At 62.3% G+C, this 21810-nt stretch carries 20 protein-coding genes and 1 pseudogene; 6 read left to right on the top strand and 15 right to left on the bottom strand.

Translation table 11 applies throughout. The annotated features are described in order from the left end of the window. The 15 genes and pseudogenes from IN820_RS04395 to IN820_RS04465 all read right to left on the bottom strand — a co-directional run. Window positions 1–932: ISL3 family transposase (locus IN820_RS04395; RefSeq protein WP_193679812.1), on the bottom strand; the 932-nt coding region annotated here is incomplete at its 3' end. A 222-nt stretch (window positions 933–1154) separates the two neighbouring features. Continuing rightward, window positions 1155–1733, bottom strand: a pseudogene (locus IN820_RS04400) (thiolase family protein); the annotation flags it as partial. 19 nt (window positions 1734–1752) lie between these two features. Continuing rightward, entirely contained in the window at window positions 1753–2376 is a 624-nt protein-coding gene (locus IN820_RS04405) for a TetR/AcrR family transcriptional regulator (RefSeq protein WP_193679813.1), read from the bottom strand. Then, window positions 2373–3077, bottom strand: coding sequence for a nitroreductase (locus IN820_RS04410; protein ID WP_193679814.1), 705 nt, complete (start codon window positions 3075–3077; stop codon window positions 2373–2375). Before IN820_RS04410 ends, IN820_RS04405 begins: the two co-directional genes overlap by 4 nt. A gap of 68 nt (window positions 3078–3145) precedes the next feature. Then, window positions 3146–4408: an OprD family porin gene (locus tag IN820_RS04415; RefSeq protein ID WP_193679815.1), complete on the bottom strand. Its 1263-nt coding sequence runs from the start codon at window positions 4406–4408 to the stop codon at window positions 3146–3148. Between the two features lie 351 nt (window positions 4409–4759). Continuing rightward, on the bottom strand, window positions 4760–5740 hold the full coding sequence (locus IN820_RS04420; RefSeq protein WP_193679816.1) for a branched-chain amino acid ABC transporter permease: 981 nt from the start codon (window positions 5738–5740) through the stop codon (window positions 4760–4762). A 2-nt stretch (window positions 5741–5742) separates the two neighbouring features. Then, window positions 5743–6633 carry a branched-chain amino acid ABC transporter permease gene (locus tag IN820_RS04425; protein WP_193679817.1) on the bottom strand — a complete coding sequence of 297 codons (891 nt, stop codon included), beginning with the start codon at window positions 6631–6633 and terminating at the stop codon, window positions 5743–5745. A 62-nt stretch (window positions 6634–6695) separates the two neighbouring features. Next, window positions 6696–7910 (bottom strand): ABC transporter substrate-binding protein, encoded by a 1215-nt coding sequence (locus IN820_RS04430; protein WP_193679818.1) that lies wholly within the window; start codon window positions 7908–7910, stop codon window positions 6696–6698. Window positions 7911–8007: 97 nt separating this feature from the next. Next, a complete protein-coding gene (locus tag IN820_RS04435; RefSeq protein WP_193679819.1) occupies window positions 8008–8730 on the bottom strand; it encodes an ABC transporter ATP-binding protein in 723 nt (240 codons plus the stop codon). After that, window positions 8723–9481, bottom strand: coding sequence for an ABC transporter ATP-binding protein (locus IN820_RS04440; protein ID WP_193679820.1), 759 nt, complete (start codon window positions 9479–9481; stop codon window positions 8723–8725). Before IN820_RS04440 ends, IN820_RS04435 begins: the two co-directional genes overlap by 8 nt. 116 nt (window positions 9482–9597) lie before the next feature. After that, window positions 9598–10077, bottom strand: coding sequence for a MarR family winged helix-turn-helix transcriptional regulator (locus tag IN820_RS04445; protein WP_193679821.1), 480 nt, complete (start codon window positions 10075–10077; stop codon window positions 9598–9600). Window positions 10078–10148: 71 nt separating this feature from the next. Further along, window positions 10149–11288: a cyclohexanecarboxyl-CoA dehydrogenase gene (gene aliB / locus IN820_RS04450; RefSeq protein WP_193679822.1), complete on the bottom strand. Its 1140-nt coding sequence runs from the start codon at window positions 11286–11288 to the stop codon at window positions 10149–10151. 61 nt (window positions 11289–11349) lie between these two features. Then, window positions 11350–12132 (bottom strand): 2-ketocyclohexanecarboxyl-CoA hydrolase, encoded by a 783-nt coding sequence (gene badI, locus IN820_RS04455; protein WP_193679823.1) that lies wholly within the window; start codon window positions 12130–12132, stop codon window positions 11350–11352. Window positions 12133–12169: 37 nt separating this feature from the next. Next, window positions 12170–12937: an SDR family NAD(P)-dependent oxidoreductase gene (locus tag IN820_RS04460; RefSeq protein WP_193679824.1), complete on the bottom strand. Its 768-nt coding sequence runs from the start codon at window positions 12935–12937 to the stop codon at window positions 12170–12172. A 53-nt stretch (window positions 12938–12990) separates the two neighbouring features. Continuing rightward, window positions 12991–14583 (bottom strand): AMP-binding protein, encoded by a 1593-nt coding sequence (locus IN820_RS04465; RefSeq protein ID WP_235989068.1) that lies wholly within the window; start codon window positions 14581–14583, stop codon window positions 12991–12993. Window positions 14584–14910: 327 nt separating this feature from the next. Between IN820_RS04465 and IN820_RS04470 the strand changes: the two genes are divergently transcribed. The 6 genes from IN820_RS04470 to IN820_RS04495 all read left to right on the top strand — a co-directional run. Beyond that, on the top strand, window positions 14911–15687 hold the full coding sequence (locus IN820_RS04470) for an enoyl-CoA hydratase (protein ID WP_193679826.1): 777 nt from the start codon (window positions 14911–14913) through the stop codon (window positions 15685–15687). 89 nt (window positions 15688–15776) lie between these two features. Next, on the top strand, window positions 15777–17876 hold the full coding sequence (locus tag IN820_RS04475) for a 3-hydroxyacyl-CoA dehydrogenase NAD-binding domain-containing protein (protein WP_193679827.1): 2100 nt from the start codon (window positions 15777–15779) through the stop codon (window positions 17874–17876). Window positions 17877–17920: 44 nt separating this feature from the next. Next, window positions 17921–19117 (top strand): acyl-CoA dehydrogenase family protein, encoded by a 1197-nt coding sequence (locus IN820_RS04480; protein WP_193679828.1) that lies wholly within the window; start codon window positions 17921–17923, stop codon window positions 19115–19117. A gap of 13 nt (window positions 19118–19130) precedes the next feature. After that, a complete protein-coding gene (locus tag IN820_RS04485) occupies window positions 19131–20273 on the top strand; it encodes an acyl-CoA dehydrogenase family protein (RefSeq protein WP_193679829.1) in 1143 nt (380 codons plus the stop codon). A 20-nt stretch (window positions 20274–20293) separates the two neighbouring features. Then, the gene (locus tag IN820_RS04490) at window positions 20294–21043 is read left to right on the top strand and encodes an electron transfer flavoprotein subunit beta/FixA family protein (RefSeq protein ID WP_193679830.1); all 750 of its coding nucleotides are present in this window, start codon (window positions 20294–20296) and stop codon (window positions 21041–21043) included. Beyond that, a partial coding sequence (locus IN820_RS04495; RefSeq protein WP_193679831.1) for an electron transfer flavoprotein subunit alpha/FixB family protein occupies window positions 21044–21810 on the top strand: 767 nt, incomplete at its 3' end.

Below are 21810 nucleotides of genomic sequence, written 5' to 3' on the forward strand. Positions count from 1 at the left end.
TACCAGACTTCCTTCAGGGCATCCTTGAGCACATAGACCGTGGCCAGCGGCTGGTTGGCAGCGAGCAGTTCCTGCAGTTGCACGGCTTGTCCCTCCTTGAGATTTTCGCGATTGCGTAGCAGCAGCCAGCGGCTTTGCTTGACGACCTTGCGCGCGGGTTTGTCCTGGCGCAGGAGGTTGGCCTGGTCGACACGGATACGGTCGATCACATCGCGGCCATAGCGCGCCAGCACATGGAATAGGTCGTATACCACTTCGGCCTGTGGGCAATGCTGCTTCACCTCCAGGTCAAAGGCCGTATTCATGTCCATTGCCACAGCCTCGATCTGCTGGCAGTGCTCGCCCAGCAATTCGAAGAACGGGCGAATCGCCTCACGGCTGTTGCCATGCCCGACCCACAACACACGCGTGCGCTCGGCATCCATGATCACCGTGGCATAGCGATGGCCCTTGTGCAGGGCGAACTCATCCATCACCAGACGGCGCACTTCGCCTGGTTCGAAAGCGCCAACCGAGGCCTCCAGGCGGCGCTTGTCCAGCGTCTTGAGGGTGTGCCAATGCAATCCGGTGAGGCGGCTGACGTGGCTGATGGGCAGCAGTTGCAGCAAGCCTTCTAGCCAGACACGCAAGCGCTGAGTCAGGCGCGACGCCGGCTCAAGCCAGTCAATCCGCTCGGTTACCCGCCCACAGCACAGGCAATCGACACGGCGTACCGGCAGTTGAAGCAGGACACGCTGGTCAAGCAGATCGCGATCACGCACCCGGCGAATCCGTCGCTCATGGATCAACGGACAGGCTTGGTTGCAGCGTCCGCATTTGGGGACACAGTCGGCTTGAGGTTCGAGCTCGATCAGTAGGGTGTTATCGGTGGATTGGCGACAAGCGACGACTTCGTAGCCTGGCCAGAAAGCAGCAAGATCAATAGGATGCACGGTGACAGCAGGGTGTGGGGGTTGGGATGTTTGGCGACTGCCAATTTACCCACTTCCCTGACTGTCAACTCGCTTTTTCCCCCGAATCCGCGAAGAACCTATTTTAAAGTCGGTCATTGAGTGTCCTGGGTGATTTCTGATTCTTATGGCTACCGTTGCTTAATTATTCATTCCCGTTCGATGAGCAGTGCCACACCCTGGTCGCCACCTATATACAGCGTGGCCAGCTTCGATGGCGGCCACGGCCTTCTGCTGCGAGGTGGCAGCGAAGGCGTCCTGGGCGTCACGGCTGATACCGTATTTCTCCACCAAGTTTTCGGCGGTGATGCCCATGTGGTAGCCGTTGAAGGCATCCCACGGGCCGTCGACGATCATGCTGTCGAGCATCTGCGCGTGGCCCATGCGCAGGCCGGTGCGAGCTTTCGGTAGCACGTAGGATGACAGACTCATGTTCTCCATGCCGCCGGTGATCACCACCTCGGCATCGCCGCAGCGAATGGCCTGTGCGGCGAGGTGCACTGCCTTCAGGCCCGAGCCGCAGACCTTGTTCAGGGTTATGGCTGGCACGACGTGAGGCAGGCCGGCGCGAATCACGGCCTGGCGTGCGGGGTTCTGCCCGGAGCCTGCGGTGAGTACCTGACCGAGGATGACTTCATCGACCTGGGCACCGTCGAGACCGGCCTGCTCCAGCAGGCGCTTGATGACGATGGCGCCGAGTTCCGGTGCGGGAATATCGGCCAGGCTGCCCTGGAAGCTGCCGATGGCGGTGCGAGTGGCGGCAACGATGATGACGTCTTGCATGGGGGCTCCTTGGTGGGCTTCAAACTGTGGCGCGAGGGTGGGTTGAGTATCCCGTCATGCGTAATGACAATTGCGAATACTGGGCGATGATCTCGTCGATGCTTAATGGGCCGCTGGGGCGATACCACGAACAGACATGGGTCAGCATGTTGAACAGGATATGGGCGAGTAGCTTCGGTTCGTTGCAATCGAAGAGGCCCTGGATGATGCCTCGCTCGAGAATATTCTGGATTTCCCGCAGGTAGGCGTGGCGTGCCTGTTTGACCGTTTCCAGGTCGTCGTCCTCGAGGCTGCGCAGCTCCATGTTGCCCAGCACGCCTTCTTCTTTCTTCAGCAGGTGGTAGCGGACGTGGAAGGCGACGAAGGCCTGTAGCTCGGCGTCGGCCCCCGCATGTCGGGGGCGGGTGTTTTGCCAGGCGAATAGAAGTGCTTCCAGGTAATCGAGCACCAGGCTGACCAGAAGCTCCTTCTTGCCCTGGTAGTAGAGGTAGAGGGTGCCGGTGTTGACTCCAGCCAGGGCAGCGAGTTGGCGCAGGCTCATCGACTCGTAGCCGCCTTTGGAAATCAGTTGGATGGCGGCCTCACGGATCGCTTGCTCGGTCGTACTGGCGGTGCTGACGACCTTTTCGCGTATGACGGTCATGAGCGTGCTGCTGGCGCGAGCTCCCGCTCTTTGAAACCGTGAAAGGTAGTGAAGCTGGCAACTGGCTCGCGAGGGGTTTCCAGGGTGTTCTCCGCAGCGTCCGGATCTTCGTAGCCCAGGGCAATGCCGCAGACCAGGATGTGTTCGTCGGCCAGTGGTATGTGCTGGCGGGCGATCTGGTGGTACCAGGCGAATGCGGCCTGGGCGCAGGTATGCAGACCCTGGCCACGCGCAGCGAGGAGGATGTTCTGAATGAACATGCCCAGATCCATGTAGCTGCCGGTGTTGAGGCGGCGGTCGAGACTGATCAGCAGGCCCACCGGGGCATCGAAGAACTGATAGTTGCGCAGGTTCTGCCGTTCGCGTGCGGCCAGGTCGTCGCGGGCGATGCCGAGTGTTTCATAGAGGCCGAAGCCGTTCGCGCGGCGGCGGCTTTGGTAGGGCTCGAACCAGGTGTCCGGGTAATAGCTGTATTCGGCATGGTGCGGCTCCTCGGGGTTGGCGGCTGCGGTGAGAATATCGCTGCACAGGGCGTGCTTGGCCTCGCCGGTGAGCACATGGACATGCCAGGGCTGGACGTTGTTACCGCTCGGCGCACGGGCAGCCACCTCCAGAATGTGCTCGACGGTGTGCCGGGGAACGCTCAGGGGCAGGAAGCTGCGAACGGATTTGCGTGAGCGGATGGCGGCATCTACATGCATGCGCAGAGTCTCCGGGGCTGTGGTTGGCCGGGAGCTGGCCAGGAGGGCCGCTCCCGGTGTTGACGGGTTTACCAGAACTTGAAGGTGTAGCCGACGATCAGGCGGTTTTCGTCGATATCCGTGGTGTGGCTGCCACGGTAGGCGACGTTGCGCCAGCGCAGGCCGAGGTTTTTCAACGGACCGCTCTGGATGACGTAGCCCAGGTCCAGGTTGCGTTCCCATTCCTTTGCCTTGGCGCCGCCGATTTCGAAGTTTTCGCCACGCACGTAGCGGGTCATCAGGGTCAGACCCGGGATGCCGGCTGCGGCGAAGTCGTAGTCGTAGCGGATTTGCCAGGAGTCTTCCTGGGCACGCAGGAAGTGGTGATAGGTCACGGTGTTCAAGGCCCAGGGGTCAGTGCCGCCGGCAATGAAAGGCTGGCCAGTCTTGCCACTCTGATCCTGGTAGGCGAAGCCCAGTGCGTGGCCCTGGTAGGCAAGGGTGAACATGGCGCCTAGGTTGCGGTTGTCCACCGTGGTATTGCCTTCCTTGTTGCTGTCGAAGTAACGGATATCCGACTTCAGCATCAGGCCTTCAGTCAGTGGCAGGCTGTGGGTCAGGTTGGTGTAGTGCTGGTTGTAGTTGTCTTCCAGCTCGGCATAGAAATAAGTGCCGATCAGGTTGGGCATGAAGGCATAGCTGGCCCCGGCATAGTTGAAGCGATCGCTGACCTTGCCGCCCGTTACCAGGCCGCCGTCCTTGGCGAAGGCGGCCATGGACATGTCCTGGTAGTCGCTCGAGTCGCGCAGGCGGGTGCCACGGAACCGGCCGGCGGTCAGGGTCAGGTTGTCGACGTCTTTGGACACCAACTGTGCGCCTTCGAAGGTTTGCGGCAGCAGGCGCGTGTCGTTGCGAAAGGCGATCGGCAGGGTCGGCGCATGCGTGCCGACGGTCAGCAGGCTGTCGGCGAACCTGGCCTTGGCGGTCAGGCCGAGGAAGCTGAACTCGTCGGAGACTTCTCCATCCTTCTGTACTTGCAGGGCTCCGGTGCCGCTGGTGCCGCGGCCCGAATCCAGCTTGACGCCGAGCAGCCCGAGGGCATCGACGCCAAAGCCGACCGTGCCTTCGGTAAAGCCCGAGTTGTAGCGCAGCATGAAGCCCTGGCCCCAGTCTTCGGCCTTGTGATTGCCGCTGGCGTTATCGCGAAAGTCCCGGTTCATGTAGAAGTTGCGGGTTTCCAGACTGAGCTGACTGTCCTCGACGAAGTCGGCGTGGGCGATCACCGGCAATAGGCAGCCGCTCAGGAGTAGCAGGCTCGGGATCGTACGGTTGTGTAAGTGAGGGAGGTACATGTTGTTTACCTTTAGTTGTTTTTGTTGAGTGGTTCACAAAGGGTCCTGCTATCGCCGATGGCCATGGCTTGTGGGGGGCGTAGCGGTAGCTGCAGAACACGGTCAAATCCTAATTTTGTTGATCAAAAATATCAATATGATTACATAAAATTGTTATTGCTTTCGTAAGCGCCTCATGTTTTCTTGTCAATATGATGAATTTAAAGAAGAAAATTTTTTTCGATGTTTTTGTTAGATCTTTTTTAGGTAAAGACCGTTTCCTATTCTTTGCGAACACGAAAAAGCGCTTCCCCGCTGCTGGGGAAGCGAAAGGGGCCGCTCAGTTGCCAAGAGCGGTCGAGGAGAATGGGTTCAGCGCAGGTTGCGTTGCACGAATTTCTGCAGATAACCAACGATGCCGGCGCGGAACAGCAGAACGCAGAGCACGAAGATGCTGCCGAGGATCACGCTCATCCAGCTACCCAGCACGCTGCCGCCGAGGGCGTGGTGCAGCCACACCACCAAGCTTGAGCCAAGCACCGGGCCGAGCAGGGTGCCGACTCCGCCAAGCAGGGTCATCAGGATCACCTCGCCGGACATGTGCCAGTGCGCATCGGTCAGGCTGGCGAACTGGAACACAACGGTCTTGGTGGCACCGGCCAGCCCGGCCAGCCCGGCGGAGATAACGAAGGCAAGCAGCTTGTAGGCGTTGACGTTGTAACCGAGCGACAGCGCGCGCGGCTCGTTCTCGCGGATGGCCCGCAGGATCTGGCCGAACGGCGAGTTGACCGTGCGCTGGATCAGCAGATAACCGAAGAGGAACACCGCCAGCACGAAGTAGTACATGGCCAGGTCGTTCTTCAGGTCGAGCAGCCCGAACAGCTGGCCGCGAGGCACGCCGTGCAGGCCGTTCTCGCCGCCGGTGAAGGGGGCCTGCAGGTAGATGAAGAAGGTCAGCTGCGCCAGTGCCAGGGTGATCATGGCGAAGTAGATGCCCTGGCGACGGATCGCCAGTACGCCGAACAGCAGGCCGAGCAGGGTGGCCGCCAGGGTGCCGCCGAGAATGCCCAGCTCCGGCGTCAGGCTGCTGTAGCGGGTCAGCAGCCAGCCGGTGATGTAGCCGCCGGTGCCGAGAAATGCCGCATGGCCGAACGACAGCAGGCCGACATAGCCCAGCAGCAGGTTGAAGGCGCAGGCGAACAGGGCGAAGCACAGCAGTTTCATCAGGAACACCGGGTAGGCCACGAACGGCGCGAGCAGGGCAACCGTCAGCAGTGCCAGGCCCAGGTATAGCTGCTTGCGTTGTTGCGAGCGTTGCAGGGCATCCTGGAAGTGGGTGGTTGCGGTATTCATGGTTATGCCTCCTTGCCGAACAGGCCGTTGGGTTTCACCAGCAGTACCAGCACCATCACCAGGAAGATCACAGTGGTGGCTGCCTGGGGGTAGAACACTTTGGTCAGACCTTCGATCAAGCCCATGGCCAGCCCGGTGATCACCGCGCCGACGATAGAGCCCATGCCGCCGATCACCACCACGGCGAACACCACGATCAGTAGGTTGGCGCCCATGCCTGGCGAGACACTGTACAGCGGCGCGGCCAACACCCCGGCGAAGGCTGCCAGGGCCACACCGAAGCCGTAGGTCACGGTGACCAGGAAGGGGATATTGATGCCGAACGCCTGCATCAGTTGCGGGTTTTCCGTGCCGGCGCGCAGGTAGGCACCGAGGCGGGTCTTCTCGATGATCAGCCAGGCGGCGAGGCAGACCGTCAGGGCGGCGACTATGACCCAGGCGCGGTAGGTCGGCAAGTGCATGAAACCGAGACTCAGCGCGCCGCGCAGTGCCGCCGGAATCGGGTAGGCATTGCCCGAGCTGCCGTACAGATTGGTGAACGTACCCTGAATGATCAGGGCCAGGCCGAAGGTCAGCAGCAGGCTGTAGAGATGGCTTTCTCCGGCGACGGGGCGCAGCAGGAAGCGCTCCAGCGCGCAGCCGAACAGCCCCACCAGGATCGGCACCAGCAGCAGTGCAGTCCAGTAGTCGATGCCGAAATGGCGAAACAGCAGCAGGGCCAGGAAGGCACCGAGCATGTATTGCGCGCCATGGGCGAAATTGATCACCTTGAGCAGGCCGAAGATGATCGCCAGGCCCAGGCTGAGCAGGGCGTAGAAGGCCCCGTTGATCAGCCCGAGCATCAATTGGCCGAGTAGCACGGCGGCCGGAATATCGAAGAGTGCCAAGTTCATGCTGCGCTCCATCCCTCACACCGCCGACTACCCAGGGATAGCCGGCGGCGTTCACCGGGTTGTCAGGATTTGTTGACCAGCTTGCACTTGCTTTCCGACAGCGGGCGGAAGGCCAGTTGGGCTGGGATGGTGCGGGCGATCTTGTACAGATCCCACTCGCCAGTGGACTCGGCAGGGGTTTTGACCTGGGCCAGGTACATGTCGTAGACCATGCGGCCGTCTTCGCGGATGCGGCCGTTCTTGGTGAACATGTCGTTCACCGGGGTGGCCATCATCTGTTTGCGCACCGCTTGAGCGTCGTCGCTGCCGACGTCCTTGACCGCTTGCAGGTAATGACGGGTACTGGAGTAGATGCCGGCCTGAACCATGGTCGGCATGCGCTTGGTGCGTTCATGAAAGCGCTGCGCCCAGGCGCGGCTTTCCTCGTTCTGGTCCCAGTACCAGCCGGTGGTCAGCTGCAGGCCCTGGGTGGCTTCCAGGCCGAGGGCGTGTACGTCGTTGATGAACACCATCAGGCCGGCCAGACTCTGGCCCGAGTCGACCAGGCCGAACTGCTTGGCGGTGGTGATGGCGTTGACCGTGTCCGAGGCGGCGTTGGCCAGGCCGATGACCTGAGCGCCGGAGGCCTGGGCCTGCAGGATGTAGGACGAGAAGTCGCTGGAGGCCAGCGGGTGGCGGGCCTTGCCGACCACCTTGCCGCCTTCGGCCTTGACCGTACGTTCGACATCGGCCTCCATTGCATGGCCGAAGGCATAGTCGGCGGCGAGGATGAACCAGGTTTCACCACCTTCGCGGACGATCGCCTTGGCGGTGCCGTTGGACATGGCGTAGGTGTCGTATACCCAGTGAATATGATTGGGCGTGCAGTATTCGTTGGTGATCGCCGAGGATGCGGAAATCGATACCAGGCCGAGTTTGTCGTTTTCTTCCAGGATGCGCGTGACCGCGATCGTCACCGCCGAGGACACCAGGCCGGCGACCATGTCGACATTGCGCCGGTCGATCCACTCGCGGGTGGTGTTGGCACCGACATCCGGGCTGTTGCGGTCGTCGGCGCTGACCACCACGATCTTCGCGCCGTCGATCTGCCCGCCGAAGTCCTCGATGGCCATGTTCAGCGCTTCCAGGCCGCCGGGGCCGCCGAGGTCGCGGTAGGCGCCGGACATGTCGGCCAGGTAGCCGATGCGGATTTCCTTGTCGCTGATCTCGGCGCTGGCGCTGCCGGCGGCGATCATGGCAAGGGTGGCGATCAATGGTTTTATTGTTGTTTTACGCATATCGGTCTCGCTCTCTTGGGTTTTCAGGCGCGGAGGGGCTCCCTGGCCTGGGGGTGTACAAGCCGGTTACTGGTTTTCTCGCATTCGCGGTGTAGTGCTATACGCCTAACTGGCGGTGCAGCAGTTCCATCTGCCCGGGCAGCTCGGCGGCGCTGATTTCCTCGATGATCCGGCCGTGCTCGATCAGGTAGTGGCGGTCGGCCAGGGGCGCGGCGAAGCAGAAGTTCTGCTCGACCAGAATGATCGTCAGGTTCTTCTCCTTGAGCTTGACCAGTACCTCGGCGAGCTTCTGCACGATCACTGGGGCCAGCCCTTCGGTGATCTCGTCGAGCAGCAGCAGGTTGGCGCCGGTGCGCAGGATGCGCGCCATCGCCAGCATCTGCTGCTCGCCGCCGGACAGACGGGTGCCCTGGCTGCGGCGGCGCTCGTAGAGGTTGGGGAACATCTCGTAGATTTCGTCGAGGTTCATGCCACCGCTGCGCACGGTGGGTGGCAGTAGCAGGTTTTCCTCGACGTCCAGGCTGGCGAAGATGCCGCGCTCCTCCGGACAATAACCAGCCCCCAGACGTGGGATGCGGAAGGCGGGTAGGGTCGCGGTTTCCTTGCCGTTGATCATGATCGAGCCGGTGCGTCGCCCGACCATGCCCATGATCGACTTGAGGATAGTGCTGCGTCCGGAGCCGTTGCGCCCGAGCAGGGTCACCAGCTCGCCACGATGCACCTTCATGTCGATGCCATGGAGAATGTGCGACTCGCCGTAGAAGGCATGCACGTTGGACAGACGCAGCTGTTCCAGTTCCGGCGTGTGCAAGTCAGACATGCTCGGCCTCCTTGCCCATATAGGCCTCGCGCACCAGCGGGTTGGCTGACACCGTGGCGTAGTCGCCCTCGGCCAGTACGCTGCCGCGCGCCAGCACGGTGATGCGGTCGCACAGGCTGCTGACCACGTGCAGGTTGTGTTCGACCATCAGCACGGTGCGGCCAACGGCAGCCTTACGGATCAGCCCGACTACACGCTCGACGTCCTCGTGACCCATGCCTTGGGTGGGTTCGTCGAGCAGCATCACCGTGGGTTCCAGCGCCAGCGTGGTGGCCAGTTCCAAGGCGCGCTTGCGTCCGTAGGGCAGTTCGACGGTCTTGCGCATGGCGAAGTCCTGCAGATCCACCGACTCCAGCAACTGCATGGCCTGTTGGTTGAGGTGATTCAGCGAACTGGCCGATTTCCAGAAATGGAAGGAGGTGCCGAGCTGGTGTTGCAGGGCCACTCGCACGTTTTCCAGCACGCTCATCTGGCCGAATACCGCTGAGATCTGGAAGGAGCGCACCAGCCCCAGGCGGGCGATCCGGTTGGGCGGCAGCTTGGCGATGACCTGTCCCTGATACAGCACCTCGCCACGGGTAGCTGGCAGGAAGTGGGTCAACAGGTTGAAGACCGTGGATTTTCCGGCACCATTGGGGCCGATCAGGGCATGGATATGCCCCTGTTGCACCTGAAGATCGACCGAGTCGACAGCGGTGAAGCCATTGAACTCCTTGGTCAATCCTCGGGTTTCGAGGATGACGTTGCTCATGTTGTGCTCTTCCTGCCAGGTAGTGATTGTTCTTATTCGCCGGCGCCATGCTCAGGGCATGGGTGAAACCTGTTACCGCAGGGGGCGGAGGCAGGAAGGGCAGGGTGTTGAGCCTGCTAGTCTTCCGGCTGGTCCGGCAACCCATTGCCAAGCGAGACCTTGGCGAGATCGACATGCAACTTGTTGAGAAAATGCAGCAGGCTGACGCTGTCGTCGAAACTGAAACCCTGCAACGCCTGCTGGTAAAACTGGTAAATCCTGCCTTGTAATGAGTCCCAGAACGCCTTGCCGGTATCCGTCAGTTGCACCAGGCGCGCCCGTCCATCGTCGGGGTGGGGGACGCGCAGCACATGGTTGTCGCGCTCCATGCGCTTGAGTACGCCGTCCAGGCTCTGTCGGCTGACCACTAGATACTCGGTCAACTGGTTGAACGAGATGCCTTCCTCGTAGCCTGCGCGGGACAAGGCCCCAAGCACCGCCCATTGCACGGTGCTGATGCCCATCTCGTTCTGTACCTGTCGCTGCAGGGTATTGCCCGTCTGGAACAGCCTGAAGAACAGGCGGTTGGGGATTCCCCTGGTTTCGTTGCTGGTCATTGCGATTCCTTGTCGATCCGGTGGGCGCTTGTGGTTATGACAACACCTTGCCTGCCGGAACAAACAAGGCGTCACGTGGGAACGAGTTCCCGAGCGATGATATTTTTCATGATCTGCGCGGTGCCGTCACCGATTTGCAGGCCGAGCACATCGCGCAGGCGTTGTGCAAATGGCAGGTCTTCGCCATAGCCGGTATGCCCGTGGGCCAGCAGGCACTGCTTGACCACATCGAAGGCGAGCTTCGGGCCCCACCATTTGTTCATCGCTGCTTCGGCATTGTGTGGCAACTTGTTGTCCTTTAGCCACAACGAGTAGTAACACTGCAGGCGGGCGGCATGTACATAGGTCTGCAACTCGGCCAGTGGGTGGGTCAGGCCCTGGAAGGCCGAGAGGTTCTGGCCGAAGGCCTGGCGTTCGGTCAGCCACTGCCAGGTTTCGTCCAGCGACTGCTGGGCCAGAGCCAGGCATTGCAGGCCGATCAGTGCGCGGCTGTAGTCGAAGCCCTGCATCACCTGCTTGAAGCCCTTGCCCTCATCCCCAAGACGATGGCTGATCGGTACCTCGACATTGTCGAAGAAGATCGAGCCACGACCAATGGCGCGCTCGCCGGCATCCTCGAAACGGGTGGTACTGATACCAGGCAGAACCATCGGTACGAGGAAGGCGCTGATACCACTGGCGCGTTGTTCCTGGGTGCCGGTGCGGGCGAAGACCACCGCCACATCGGCCTGGTCGGCCATGGAAATCGAGGTCTTCTCGCCGTTGAGCACATAGACGTCGCCCTTGCGCTCGGCTTTCAGGCGCAGGCTGGCCGCGTCGGAACCACCGCTGGGCTCGGTCAGAGCGATGCAGACGATCTTCTGCCCGGCGGTAATCGCGCTCAGCCACTCCCTGGCCAGTTCCGGCGCGGCGTGCTGGGCGATGATCTGGCCGTTGAGCGACGTCAGCAGGGGGATATAGCCGACGTTGAAATCACCCTTGGACAGTTCCTCGATGATGATTCCGGCAGTGACGCAGTCCAGGCCGCTGCCGCCGAACTCTTCCGGCAGTTCGCCGCCGAGCAGGCCCATTTCGCCCATCTGGCGGATGACCGAGCGTTCGATACGACCGTCGCGGTCGCGCTGACGGTAGCCGGGGGCGAGTACGTCGGCGCTGAAGCGGGCGACGCTGTCGCGAATGGCGGTCTGTTGTTCGTTGAATGCGAAATTCATGTCTCTCTCCGAGCCTGGGCTGGGGATCGCGCCGGCAGCAACGGGGCTGCCGGCAGCGGAATCACTTGTAGAACTTGCGGAAGTCCGGCTTGCGTTTTTCCTTGAACGCGGCGGTGCCTTCCTTGGCCTCGTCGGTGTCGTAGTACAGGCTCAGGGCCTGCATGCCGAGGCCGCCGATACCGGCGATATTGGCGCTGTCGGCGTTGAACGAGCGCTTGGCGATGGACAGCGCGGTCGGGCTCTTCTCGAGAATCTCGTCGCACCATTTCTGCACTTCGGCGTCGAGCTCTTCGTGTGGCACCACGGCGTTGACCAGGCCCCACTCCAGTGCCTGCTGAGCGCTGTACTTGCGGCACAGGTACCAGATTTCGCGGGCGCGCTTTTCGCCGATCAGGCGCGACAGGTAAGCGGTGCCGAAGCCCGGATCGACCGAACCGACCTTTGGCCCGACCTGGCCGAAGATGGCCTTGTCGGAGGCGATGGTCAGGTCGCAGACCACGTGCAGCACATGACCGCCGCCGATGGCGAAACCGTTGACCCGGGCGATCACCGGCTTGGGCACTTCACGGATCAGGCCCTGCAGCTCTTCCACCGGCAGGCCGATCAGGCCGCGACCATCGTACTGGCCCTCATGGGCGCCCTGGTCGCCGCCGGTGCAGAACGCCTTGTCGCCGGCGCCGGTGAACACGATGACGCCGACCTCCTTGTTCCAGCCGGCGCGGTTGAAGGCGTCCAGCAGCTCCATGCACGTCTGGCCGCGGAAGGCGTTGTAACGCTCCGGGCGGTTGATGGTGATGGTGGCGACGCCGTCTTTTTCCTCGTAGAGGATGTCTTGGTATTTCATGCTTCTAACTCCTGAAATTCTTGGAAACCTGGCTTGGTCAGCCGGTCATGGTCAGTCCGCCGGACACGCTGATGACCTGCCCGGTGATGAAGTTAGCGTCGTCGCTGGCGAGCAGGGCGATGATCCCCGGGTAGTCCTGCGGCTGGCCGAGGCGGCGCATCGGCACGGCGTTCTTGAAGGCTTCCAGGAGTTTTTCCGGATTGCTCGAAGTGTCCGCCACGCTCTTCAGCAGGGCGGTGTCGGTCGGGCCGGGGCAGACCACGTTGACGCTGACGTTCTTGGTCGCCAGCTCGCGTGCCAGGGTTTTCGACAGGCCGACCAGGCCGGCCTTGCAGGCGGCGTACACGGCCTCGCCGGAGGAGCCGACGCGTGCGGCGTCGGAGGCGACGTTGATCACCTTGCCGCCACCGGCAGCGAGAATTTTCGGCAGCACCACGTGGTGCATGTTCAGCGCGCCGGTGAGGTTGATGGCGATCAACTGCTGCCACATTTGCGGGTCGGTCTTGAGGAATGGCATGAAGCGGTCGAAGCCGGCGTTGTTGACCAGTACGGTGGGGACGCCGAGATCGTTCTCGATGGCCTCGACGGTGGCGACGATGGCGTCGTAATCGCTGATGTCGGCGGCATAGGCCTTGGCCTTGCCACCGACTTCGCTGATCAGGTCGACAGTGGTTTGCGCGGCATTGGCGTCGCGATCGAGTACGGCCACCAGGCTGCCTTCTTCAGCGAAGCGAAGGCTGACCGCGCGGCCAATGCCGCCGCCGCCGCCGGTGATGATTACGGTTTTTCCACTTAGACCTTTCATGCAGCAGTCCTCTGATCGTATTAGTGCGGTAACGGATGGAAAGTGAAGGTCGCTTAGCGTTTGTTGCCATTCAGGCGGATACTTTTGGCCTGTTCGCGCAACTTGAATTTCTGGATTTTTCCGGATGGCGTGCGTGGCAGGGCGGGGAGCACTTCCAGATACTCGGGCAGGTAGTTCCTGGTCAGGCGCTGCTCCAGCAGGAAGTTCACGACGTCTTCCAGGGTCAGGCTCGAATGGCCGTCATGCAGGGTCACGTAGGCGCAGACGCGCTCGCCGAGACGTTCGTCCGGGCAGCCAACCAGGGCCACGGCGGAAATTGCCGGGTGCTTGTAGAGCAGGTTCTCGATCTCCACCACCGGCACGTTCTCGCCGCCACGGATCACCACGTCCTTGGTGCGTCCGGTGATGCGGATATAGCCCTGGGCATCCATCCGCGCCAGATCGCCAGTGGCGAACCAGCCGTGGTTGTCGACGCCATAGAGTTCCGGGCGCTTGAGGTAACCGACGAACAGGCTGGCACCGCGCACCATCAGGTTGCCCTCGCTGCCATTGGGTACGACTTGGCCGTGGTCATCGACCACCTGCACGTCCATATAAGGCAGGACCACGCCGTCGCTGTGGATGGCGCGCCCAGCATCGTCCTCGGGGCGAGTCATGGTTACCGCGCCGTTCTCGGTCATGCCCCAGGCGGAGATGATCTGCGCGTTAACCGCCGAGCCTGCACGTTCCACCAGGGCTTCGGGAATCGGTGCGCCGGCGGCGACGAAGATACGCAGCGAGGACAGCTCGTCGCGGTGCTTGTGGGCGACTTCGAGCAGGTCGGCGAGAAATGGCGTGGAGGCCATGGTGAAGGTTGGTTTCTCCACCGCGGCGACCTTGACCGCGTACAGCGGGTCCCAGGCGTCCTGCAATACGGTGGTGGTCTGCAGGTAGATCGGCATCATCAGGCCATAGAGAAAGCCGGTCTGGTGGGCTATCGGCGAGGCCATGAAGATGATGTCATCGCGGTTCAAGTGCAGGCGTTCGGCATAGGGGCGCACGTTGCTGAACAGGGTGTTGGAGGTGTGCAGCACGCCTTTCGGCTCGCCGGTAGTGCCGGAGGTGTAGAGCAGTTGCACTACGTCATCGCCTCCCAGAAGGCGGTCGGCGAACAATGCACGGGTGTCGACGCGCTCCTCCCAGGGCTGCTCCAGCAGTACCTGCTCGAAACTGTTGTCGCCTTCGCCGCCGATCACCAAGATGCGTTGCAGATGCGGCAGCTCACCGCGTAGACCATCGATCATGGCGGCATAGTCGAAGCCACGGAAAACCTTGGGAATGACCAGTACGCGGCTCTGTGCATGGCCGAGCATGAAGCTCAGCTCGTGCTCGCGGAAGATTGGCATCAGCGGGTTGAGGATTGCGCCGATGCGTACGCAGGCCAGGTGCAGGGCGGTCATTTGCCACCAGTTGGGCAACTGGCAGGAGATCACATCGGATTTTTCCACACCGAGGCTGGCGAGACCGGCAGCCATGCGGGTGACGATGCGGTCGAGTTCGCGATAGCTCAGGGTGGTGCGTACATCTTCGCTCACGTTGTAGGCGATCAGTGCGTGCCTATCCGGCGTGGAAGACAGGGTCGCATCCCAATAATCCGTAATGATCATGTCATTCCAGGCGCCGAGCTCTAGCATGTCGGATCGACGTTGAGGATGCATGTTTGTGCTTATTTTCATAATCAGCACCGCTTTTATTGAATTGTTTTTGTTTTGGGTCGGTCGGGACAGGCCTTTCCGATGGGGCTGACGATACGCTCTCGATTTTTATTATGTCAACATGTTGTCTTTACTTTTTCCTGTGGATAGACTCGCCATCAAGTGTTCGGGGCCGTGTGCTCAATCGACAGGTCGCAGTGCCTGGCGCCGGCGTGCAACGACTGGTGCGAAGCGCAAGATGCGCTTGTGGCTGCAGTCAAACCAGCAGTGGTGAAAGTCATGTCCTACAACAACATCCTGATCGAGCGGCATGAGAGTGTCGGCCTGATACGGCTCAACCGACCCGCCGTGCACAACGCCTTGAATGGCGCACTGATGAGTGAGCTGGGCGATGCCCTGCGCGGCTTTGAACTCGACAGCGAGATCCGCGTACTGGTGATTACCGGCAATGACAAGGCCTTCGCTGCCGGTGCCGACATTGCCGAGTTGCAGTTCAAGAGTTTCTCCGATGTCTACCTGGAAGACTTCGTGACTGCCAACTGGGAAGAGGTGACCCGCTGCCGCAAGCCGGTGATCGCTGCGGTGGCGGGGCTGGCGCTGGGTGGTGGCTGCGAGTTGGCGATGATGTGCGACATCGTGATCGCCGCCGATAGCGCGCGCTTTGGCCAACCAGAGGTCAAGGTCGGCACCTTGCCGGGCGCCGGTGGCACCCAGCGCCTGACTCGGGCGGTGGGCAAGGCCAAGGCCATGGATCTGTGCCTGAGTGGGCGCCTGATGGACGCCAGCGAAGCCGAGCGCAGCGGTCTGGTCAGTCGCGTGGTGCCGGCGGCCAGTCTGCTCGACGAGGCCTTGCAACTGGCCAGTCAGATCGCTGGTTATTCGGCTATGGCGGTCAAGTTGAACAAGGAGGCGGTGGACCGTGCCTTCGAAACCACCCTGGCCGAAGGGGTGCATTTCGAGCGTCGCCTGTTGCATGCCAGCTTCGCCAGCGAAGATCAGAAAGAAGGCATGCAGGCTTTCGTGGAGAAGCGCCAACCGTCATGGCGGCATCGCTGAGCCTGTCGGATCCCGCTTTACGCAACAGAGCAATACCCGCAGCGCAACAACAATAAGACGCAGGCGTGAACGCCTGCAGGAGCTGTCACATGTCTTCTCCCGTACACCTGGCCCGCGAAGGGGCCGTGGCGCTCATTCGCGTCGACAATCCCCCGGTCAATGCCTTGGGTCAACCTGTGCGCGCCGGCCTGTTGGAGGCATTCGCCGCCGCCGAGGCGGATGCCCAGATAAAAGTCGTGGTGCTGCTCTGCGCGGGCACTACCTTTATCGCCGGGGCCGATATCCGCGAGTTCGGCAAGCCGCCGCAGGCCCCGTTCCTGGTTGACGTGACCCAGGCCATCGAGAATTTCAACAAGCCATCGTTGGCGGTGATCCACGGCTCGGCGCTTGGTGGCGGGCTGGAGATCGCCTTGGCCTGTCATTACCGCATCGCCCGGCGCAATGCCCGTCTGGGCCTGCCCGAGGTCAATCTGGGCCTGTTACCGGGGGCTGGCGGTACGCAACGTTTACCGCGCTTAGCCGGAGTGGCGGTGGCGCTGGACATGATCGTCGGCGGCGAGCCGATCACGGCTGACGAAGCCGAACGCAACGGCATCGTCGACCAAGTATTCGAGGGGGAATTGCTGAGCGCTGCTCTGGCCTTCGCCGAGCAATTGCTGGTACGTGGCACCGGCCCGCGTCGCACTGGCGAGGCGGATGTCCCGGTCGTTGCCACGGCGAATAATGCGTCCTTGCTGGAAACCAAGCGCGATGAAGTCCAGCGCTCGCTGCCCGGACTGTTCTCGCCCTTGCGCTGCATCGCGGCGATCGAAGCGGCCACCGTGTTGCCCCTCGCCGAGGGGCTCAAGCGCGAAGGCATGTTATTTCAGGAGTGTTTGCAGTCGCCGCAGCGTCTGGCTCTGGTACACAAGTTCTTCGCCGAGCGGAAGGCGGGCAAGATCAAAGGCCTGGATAGCGCTGTAGAGACTCGTCCAGTTGCCTCCGTGGCGGTGATCGGCGGTGGCACCATGGGCGTCGGTATCGCCCTGAGCCTGGCCAGCGCCGGACTGTCGGTGAAACTGCTGGAGCTCGACGCGGACAGACTGGCTACGGCGCTGCAGCGGGCCACCGATACCTTGGGCAAGAGCGTGCGGCGCGGCAGCCTGAGCGAGCAGGCCATGCGGCAGCGCCTGGCGCTGATCGAGGGTGTGACCGATTACGCAGCATTGGCCGAGGTCGACCTGGCCATCGAGGCGGTATTCGAGGATATCGCCGCCAAGCAGGCGGTATTCGAGGCGCTGGATCGGGTATGCAAGCCCGGGGCTATTCTGGCCAGCAATACCTCGTCCCTGGACCTTGATCGCATCGCTGCTTTTACCCGGCGCCCACAAGATGTAGTCGGCCTGCATTTCTTCAGCCCGGCCAATGTCATGCGCCTGCTGGAGGTGGTGCGCGGTGCGCAGACCAGCGACTCGGTGCTGGCCAGTGCCATGCAACTGGGCAAGCGACTGAAGAAGATCGCAGTGGTGGTCGGGGTATGCGATGGCTTCGTCGGCAACCGCATGGCCCTGTCCTACGTTCGCGAGGCCGAGTTGCTGGTGCAGGAGGGGGCCAGCGTGCAGCGGGTGGACGGCGCCCTGCGCGAGTTCGGCATGGCCATGGGGCCGTTCGCCATGCTCGATATGTCCGGGCTGGATATCTGGCAGAGCATGCGTCAACGCCAGCGCGCCACGCTGGGCGCCGGGCAACGCCTGCCGAACCTGCTCGATCGCTTGTGTGCGGTCGGGCGCTTCGGACAGAAAAGCGGTGCCGGCTTCTACCTGTATCCGGATGGCTCGCGCACGCCGCAACCTGATCTCGAACTCGTCGAGCTGCTCGACGAACTGTCGTCGTGTCCGCAATTGGACATCGACCCGCAGAGTCTGTGGCAACGCCCGCTGTATGCGCTGATCAACGAAGGTGCGCGGATTCTCGAAGAGGGCATTGCCCAGCGCGCCAGTGATATCGACGTGATCTTCCTGACCGGATATGGCTTCCCGGCCCAGCGTGGCGGGCCGATGTTCTATGCCGACCAGCTTGGCCTGGACAAGGTGCTGCAATGCATCCGCGGGTACCACCGATGCTTCGGTGCCAACTGGCAACCGGCTCCCTTGCTGGAGCGCCTGGTTGCTGAGGGCAAGACGTTTGCCGAGCTGGATCAGCAAGGCTGAACGAGCCGTATGCAGCTGGTTTTCACACCTGTCGAGGAATCTGTATGGACATCAACTACACCCCTGCCGAGCTCGAATTCCGCGATGAAGTGCGGGCCTTCGTCAGCGTGGCGCTGCCGGATGACATCGCCGCCAAGGTGCGCCTTGGCAAGCACCTGAGCAAGGACGATCACCAGCGCTGGCAGCGCATCCTGGCCAAACGTGGCTGGTACGCGGCCAACTGGCCGGTGGAGCATGGCGGCACCGGTTGGAGCGTGGTGCAGAAGCATATCTTCGAGGAGGAGTGCGCCGCCTTCGGTGCGCCGCGCCTGATCTCCTTCGGCGTCAACATGGTCGCCCCGGTGATCATCAAGTTCGGCACCCAGACGCAGAAGGATCATTACCTGCCACGCATTCTCTCCGGCGAGGACTGGTGGTGCCAGGGCTATTCCGAGCCCGGTGCCGGTTCCGACCTGGCCAGCCTGAAGACCCGTGCCGTGCGCGATGGCGAGCACTACATCGTCAACGGGCAGAAGACCTGGACCACTCTTGGTCAGCACGCCAACATGATTTTCTGCCTGGTGCGCACCGATCCCGATGCTCAGCAGCAGCGGGGCATCTCCTTCTTGCTGATCGACATGGCCAGCCCCGGTATTACGGTGCGACCGATCATCACCCTGGATGGCGACCACGAAGTCAACGAGGTGTTCTTCGATAACGTGCGGGTGCCGGTGGCCAACCTGGTGGGCGAGGAGAACCAGGGCTGGACCTGCGCCAAATACCTGCTGACCCACGAGCGTACCGGCCAGGCCGGCATCGCCCAATCCAAGGCCGCGCTGGCCCAGCTCAAGCAGGTCGCTGCCCGCGAGCTGCGCAATGGTCGCCCGCTGCTCGACGATCCGCTGTTCCGTGCCCAGGTGGCCGAGGTGGAAATCCAGTTGCTGGCCATCGAGGTGAGCACCTTGCGCATCCTCGCCGCCGCCCAGGCTGGCGGAGTGCCGGGGGCGGAAAGCTCGATCCTGAAGATCAAGGGTTCGGAGATCCGCCAGGCCATCAGCCATCTGCTGCGCAAGGCGCTGGGTGTGCATGCGCTGCCCTTCGTCGAGGAGGAGCTGGACTTCGACCATGCCGGCGAACTGCGGCATGCCGACTACAGCGCCGCACCCGCCGGCCAGTATTTCAACCTGCGCAAGCTGTCGATCTACGGCGGCTCCAACGAAATCCAGAAGAACATCATCGCCAAGATGATTCTCGAACTCTAAGGGAGGCCGGAGCATGGACTTCACTCTCAGCGAAGAGCAGCAGATGTTGCAAGACACCGTGGTCCGTCTGGTCCGCGACAGCTACAGCTTCGAACAACGCGAGCAGTTCTACCGCAGCGAGCCGGGTTTCAGCTGGGCATTCTGGCAGCAACTGGGCGAGCTTGGCCTGTGTTCGGTGCCGATCGCCGAAGCCCATGGCGGCTTCGGCGGCAGCGGCGTGGACAACCTGCTGATCATGACCGAACTGGGCCGCAACCTGTGCCTGGAGCCTTTCCTGCAGTCGCAGATTCACGGCGCTGGCCTGCTCCAACAACTGGGCAACGCCCAGCAGTGCGAAGCGCTGCTGCCGCGGGTAGCCAGTGGCGAGCTGCAACTGGCGGTGGCTCTGGAGGAAAGCCAGAGCCATTACCTGTTGCATGACGTACAGACCCGTGCGGTGGTGGTAGACGGCGGCTGGAAACTGTCAGGCCACAAGGTGGTGGTGGTCGGCGGGCACAGCGCCGGTCTGATTCTGCTGTCGGCGCGTACGGCAGGCGAGCCGCTGGACGAGCAAGGCATCAGCCTGTTTCTGCTCGACCCGGCGAGTGTCGGCGTCAGCCGCCGTGCCTACCCGAATATCGATGGGCCACATGCCTGCGATGTGGTGTTGGATGAGGTATTCATCGCCGCCGACTCCCTGCTCGGCGAGCCGGGCAGGGCACTACCCGCGCTGCGCTACCAGCGGGGCCGGGCCATTGCCGCCCAGTGCGCTGAGGCTGTTGGCGGTATGCAGGAAGCCTTCCGCCTGACCCTCGATTATCTGAAAACCCGCCAGCAGTTCGGCGCGCCCATCGGCAAGTTCCAGGTGTTGCAGCACCGCATGGCCGATATGCGTGGCGAATTGGAGTTGGCCAGTTCCATGGCGATTCTCGCCGCCTGCGTGGCGGATGAAGTCGACAGCGAGGAGCGTAGCCGCCGTCTGGCCGCGGCCAAGTTCGTCGTGGTGCGCGCGGCGCGGTTTATCGCGGAACAGGCCATCCAGCTGCATGGCGGCATCGGCATGACCTGGGAATACAACCTGGCCCACCACGCCAAGCGCCTGGTCATGCTCAGCCACCAACTGGGTGACGACGACCATCATTTGCAGGCCTATGCCGAACTGCTGAAAAGCGCCTGATTCAACAAGAGGACGGATAGATGAAAGTACTGGTCGCGATCAAGCGCGTGGTCGACTACAACGTCAAGGTTCGCGTCAAGGCGGACGAGTCCGGCGTCGATCTCGCCAACGTCAAGATGTCGATGAACCCCTTCTGCGAAATCGCCGTGGAAGAAGCCGTGCGCCTGAAAGAGAAGGGCGTGGCGAGCGAAATCGTTGTCGTCTCCATCGGTCCGACCGCTGCCCAGGAGCAACTGCGCACCGCGCTGGCACTGGGCGCCGACCGCGCCGTGCTGGTCGAGTCCAGCGAGGAACTGAATTCCCTGGCCGTGGCCAAGTTGCTCAAGGCGGTGGTCGACAAGGAGCAGCCGCAACTGGTCATCCTCGGCAAGCAGGCGATCGACAGCGACAACAACCAGACCGGGCAGATGCTCGGCGCACTGACCGGTTACGCCCAGGGCACCTTCGCCTCGAAGGTGGAAGTGGCGGGCGACAAGGTCAACGTCACTCGCGAAATCGACGGCGGCCTGCAGACCGTTGCGCTGAACCTGCCGGCGATCGTCACCACCGACCTGCGCCTGAACGAGCCGCGCTACGCCTCGCTGCCGAACATCATGAAGGCCAAGAAGAAGCCGCTGGAAGTGCTGACCCCCGATGCGCTGGGCGTCACCACCACTTCCACCGTGAAGACCCTGAAAGTCGAAGCGCCGGCCGGCCGCAGCGCCGGCATCAAGGTCAAGTCCGTGGCTGAACTGGTCGAGAAATTGAAGAACGAGGCGAAGGTAATCTAAATGGCTATCCTGGTTATCGCTGAACACAACAATGCCGTCCTCGCGGCCGCTACTCTGAACACCGTCGCTGCCGCTGCCAAGATCGGCGGAGACATCCACGTGCTGGTGGCCGGTAGCGGCTGCGGCGCCATCGGCGAGGCGGCCGCGCAGATCGAAGGCGTGGCCAAGGTGCTGGTCGCCGACGATGCCGCCTACGCCAACCAACTGCCGGAAAACGTCGCGCCGCTGATCGCCGGCCTGGCATCCAATTACAGCCACGTGCTGGCGGCTGCCACCACCAACGGCAAGAACTTCCTGCCGCGCGTCGCCGCCCAGCTGGACGTCGACCAGATTTCCGAAATCATTTCGGTGGAAAGCCCGGACACCTTCAAGCGCCCGATCTACGCGGGTAACGCCATCGCGACCGTGCAGTCCAGCGCCGCGATCAAGGTCATCACCGTGCGTGCCACCGGCTTCGATGCCGTGAATGCCACCGGTGGTTCGGCTGTGGTCGAGCAGATCGCCGGCACTGGTGACGCCGGCAAGTCCGCCTTCGTCGGCGAAGAGCTGGCCAAGTCCGACCGTCCCGAACTGACCGCTGCCAAGATCGTCGTTTCCGGTGGTCGCGGCATGCAGAACGGCGAGAACTTCAAGCACCTGTACTCGCTGGCCGACAAGCTCGGCGCGGCAGTCGGCGCCTCGCGTGCCGCGGTCGATGCCGGTTTCGTGCCGAACGACATGCAGGTCGGCCAGACCGGCAAGATCGTCGCGCCGCAGCTGTACATCGC

This window comes from Pseudomonas lopnurensis (assembly GCF_015070855.1).
GTDB lineage: Bacteria > Pseudomonadota > Gammaproteobacteria > Pseudomonadales > Pseudomonadaceae > Stutzerimonas > Stutzerimonas lopnurensis.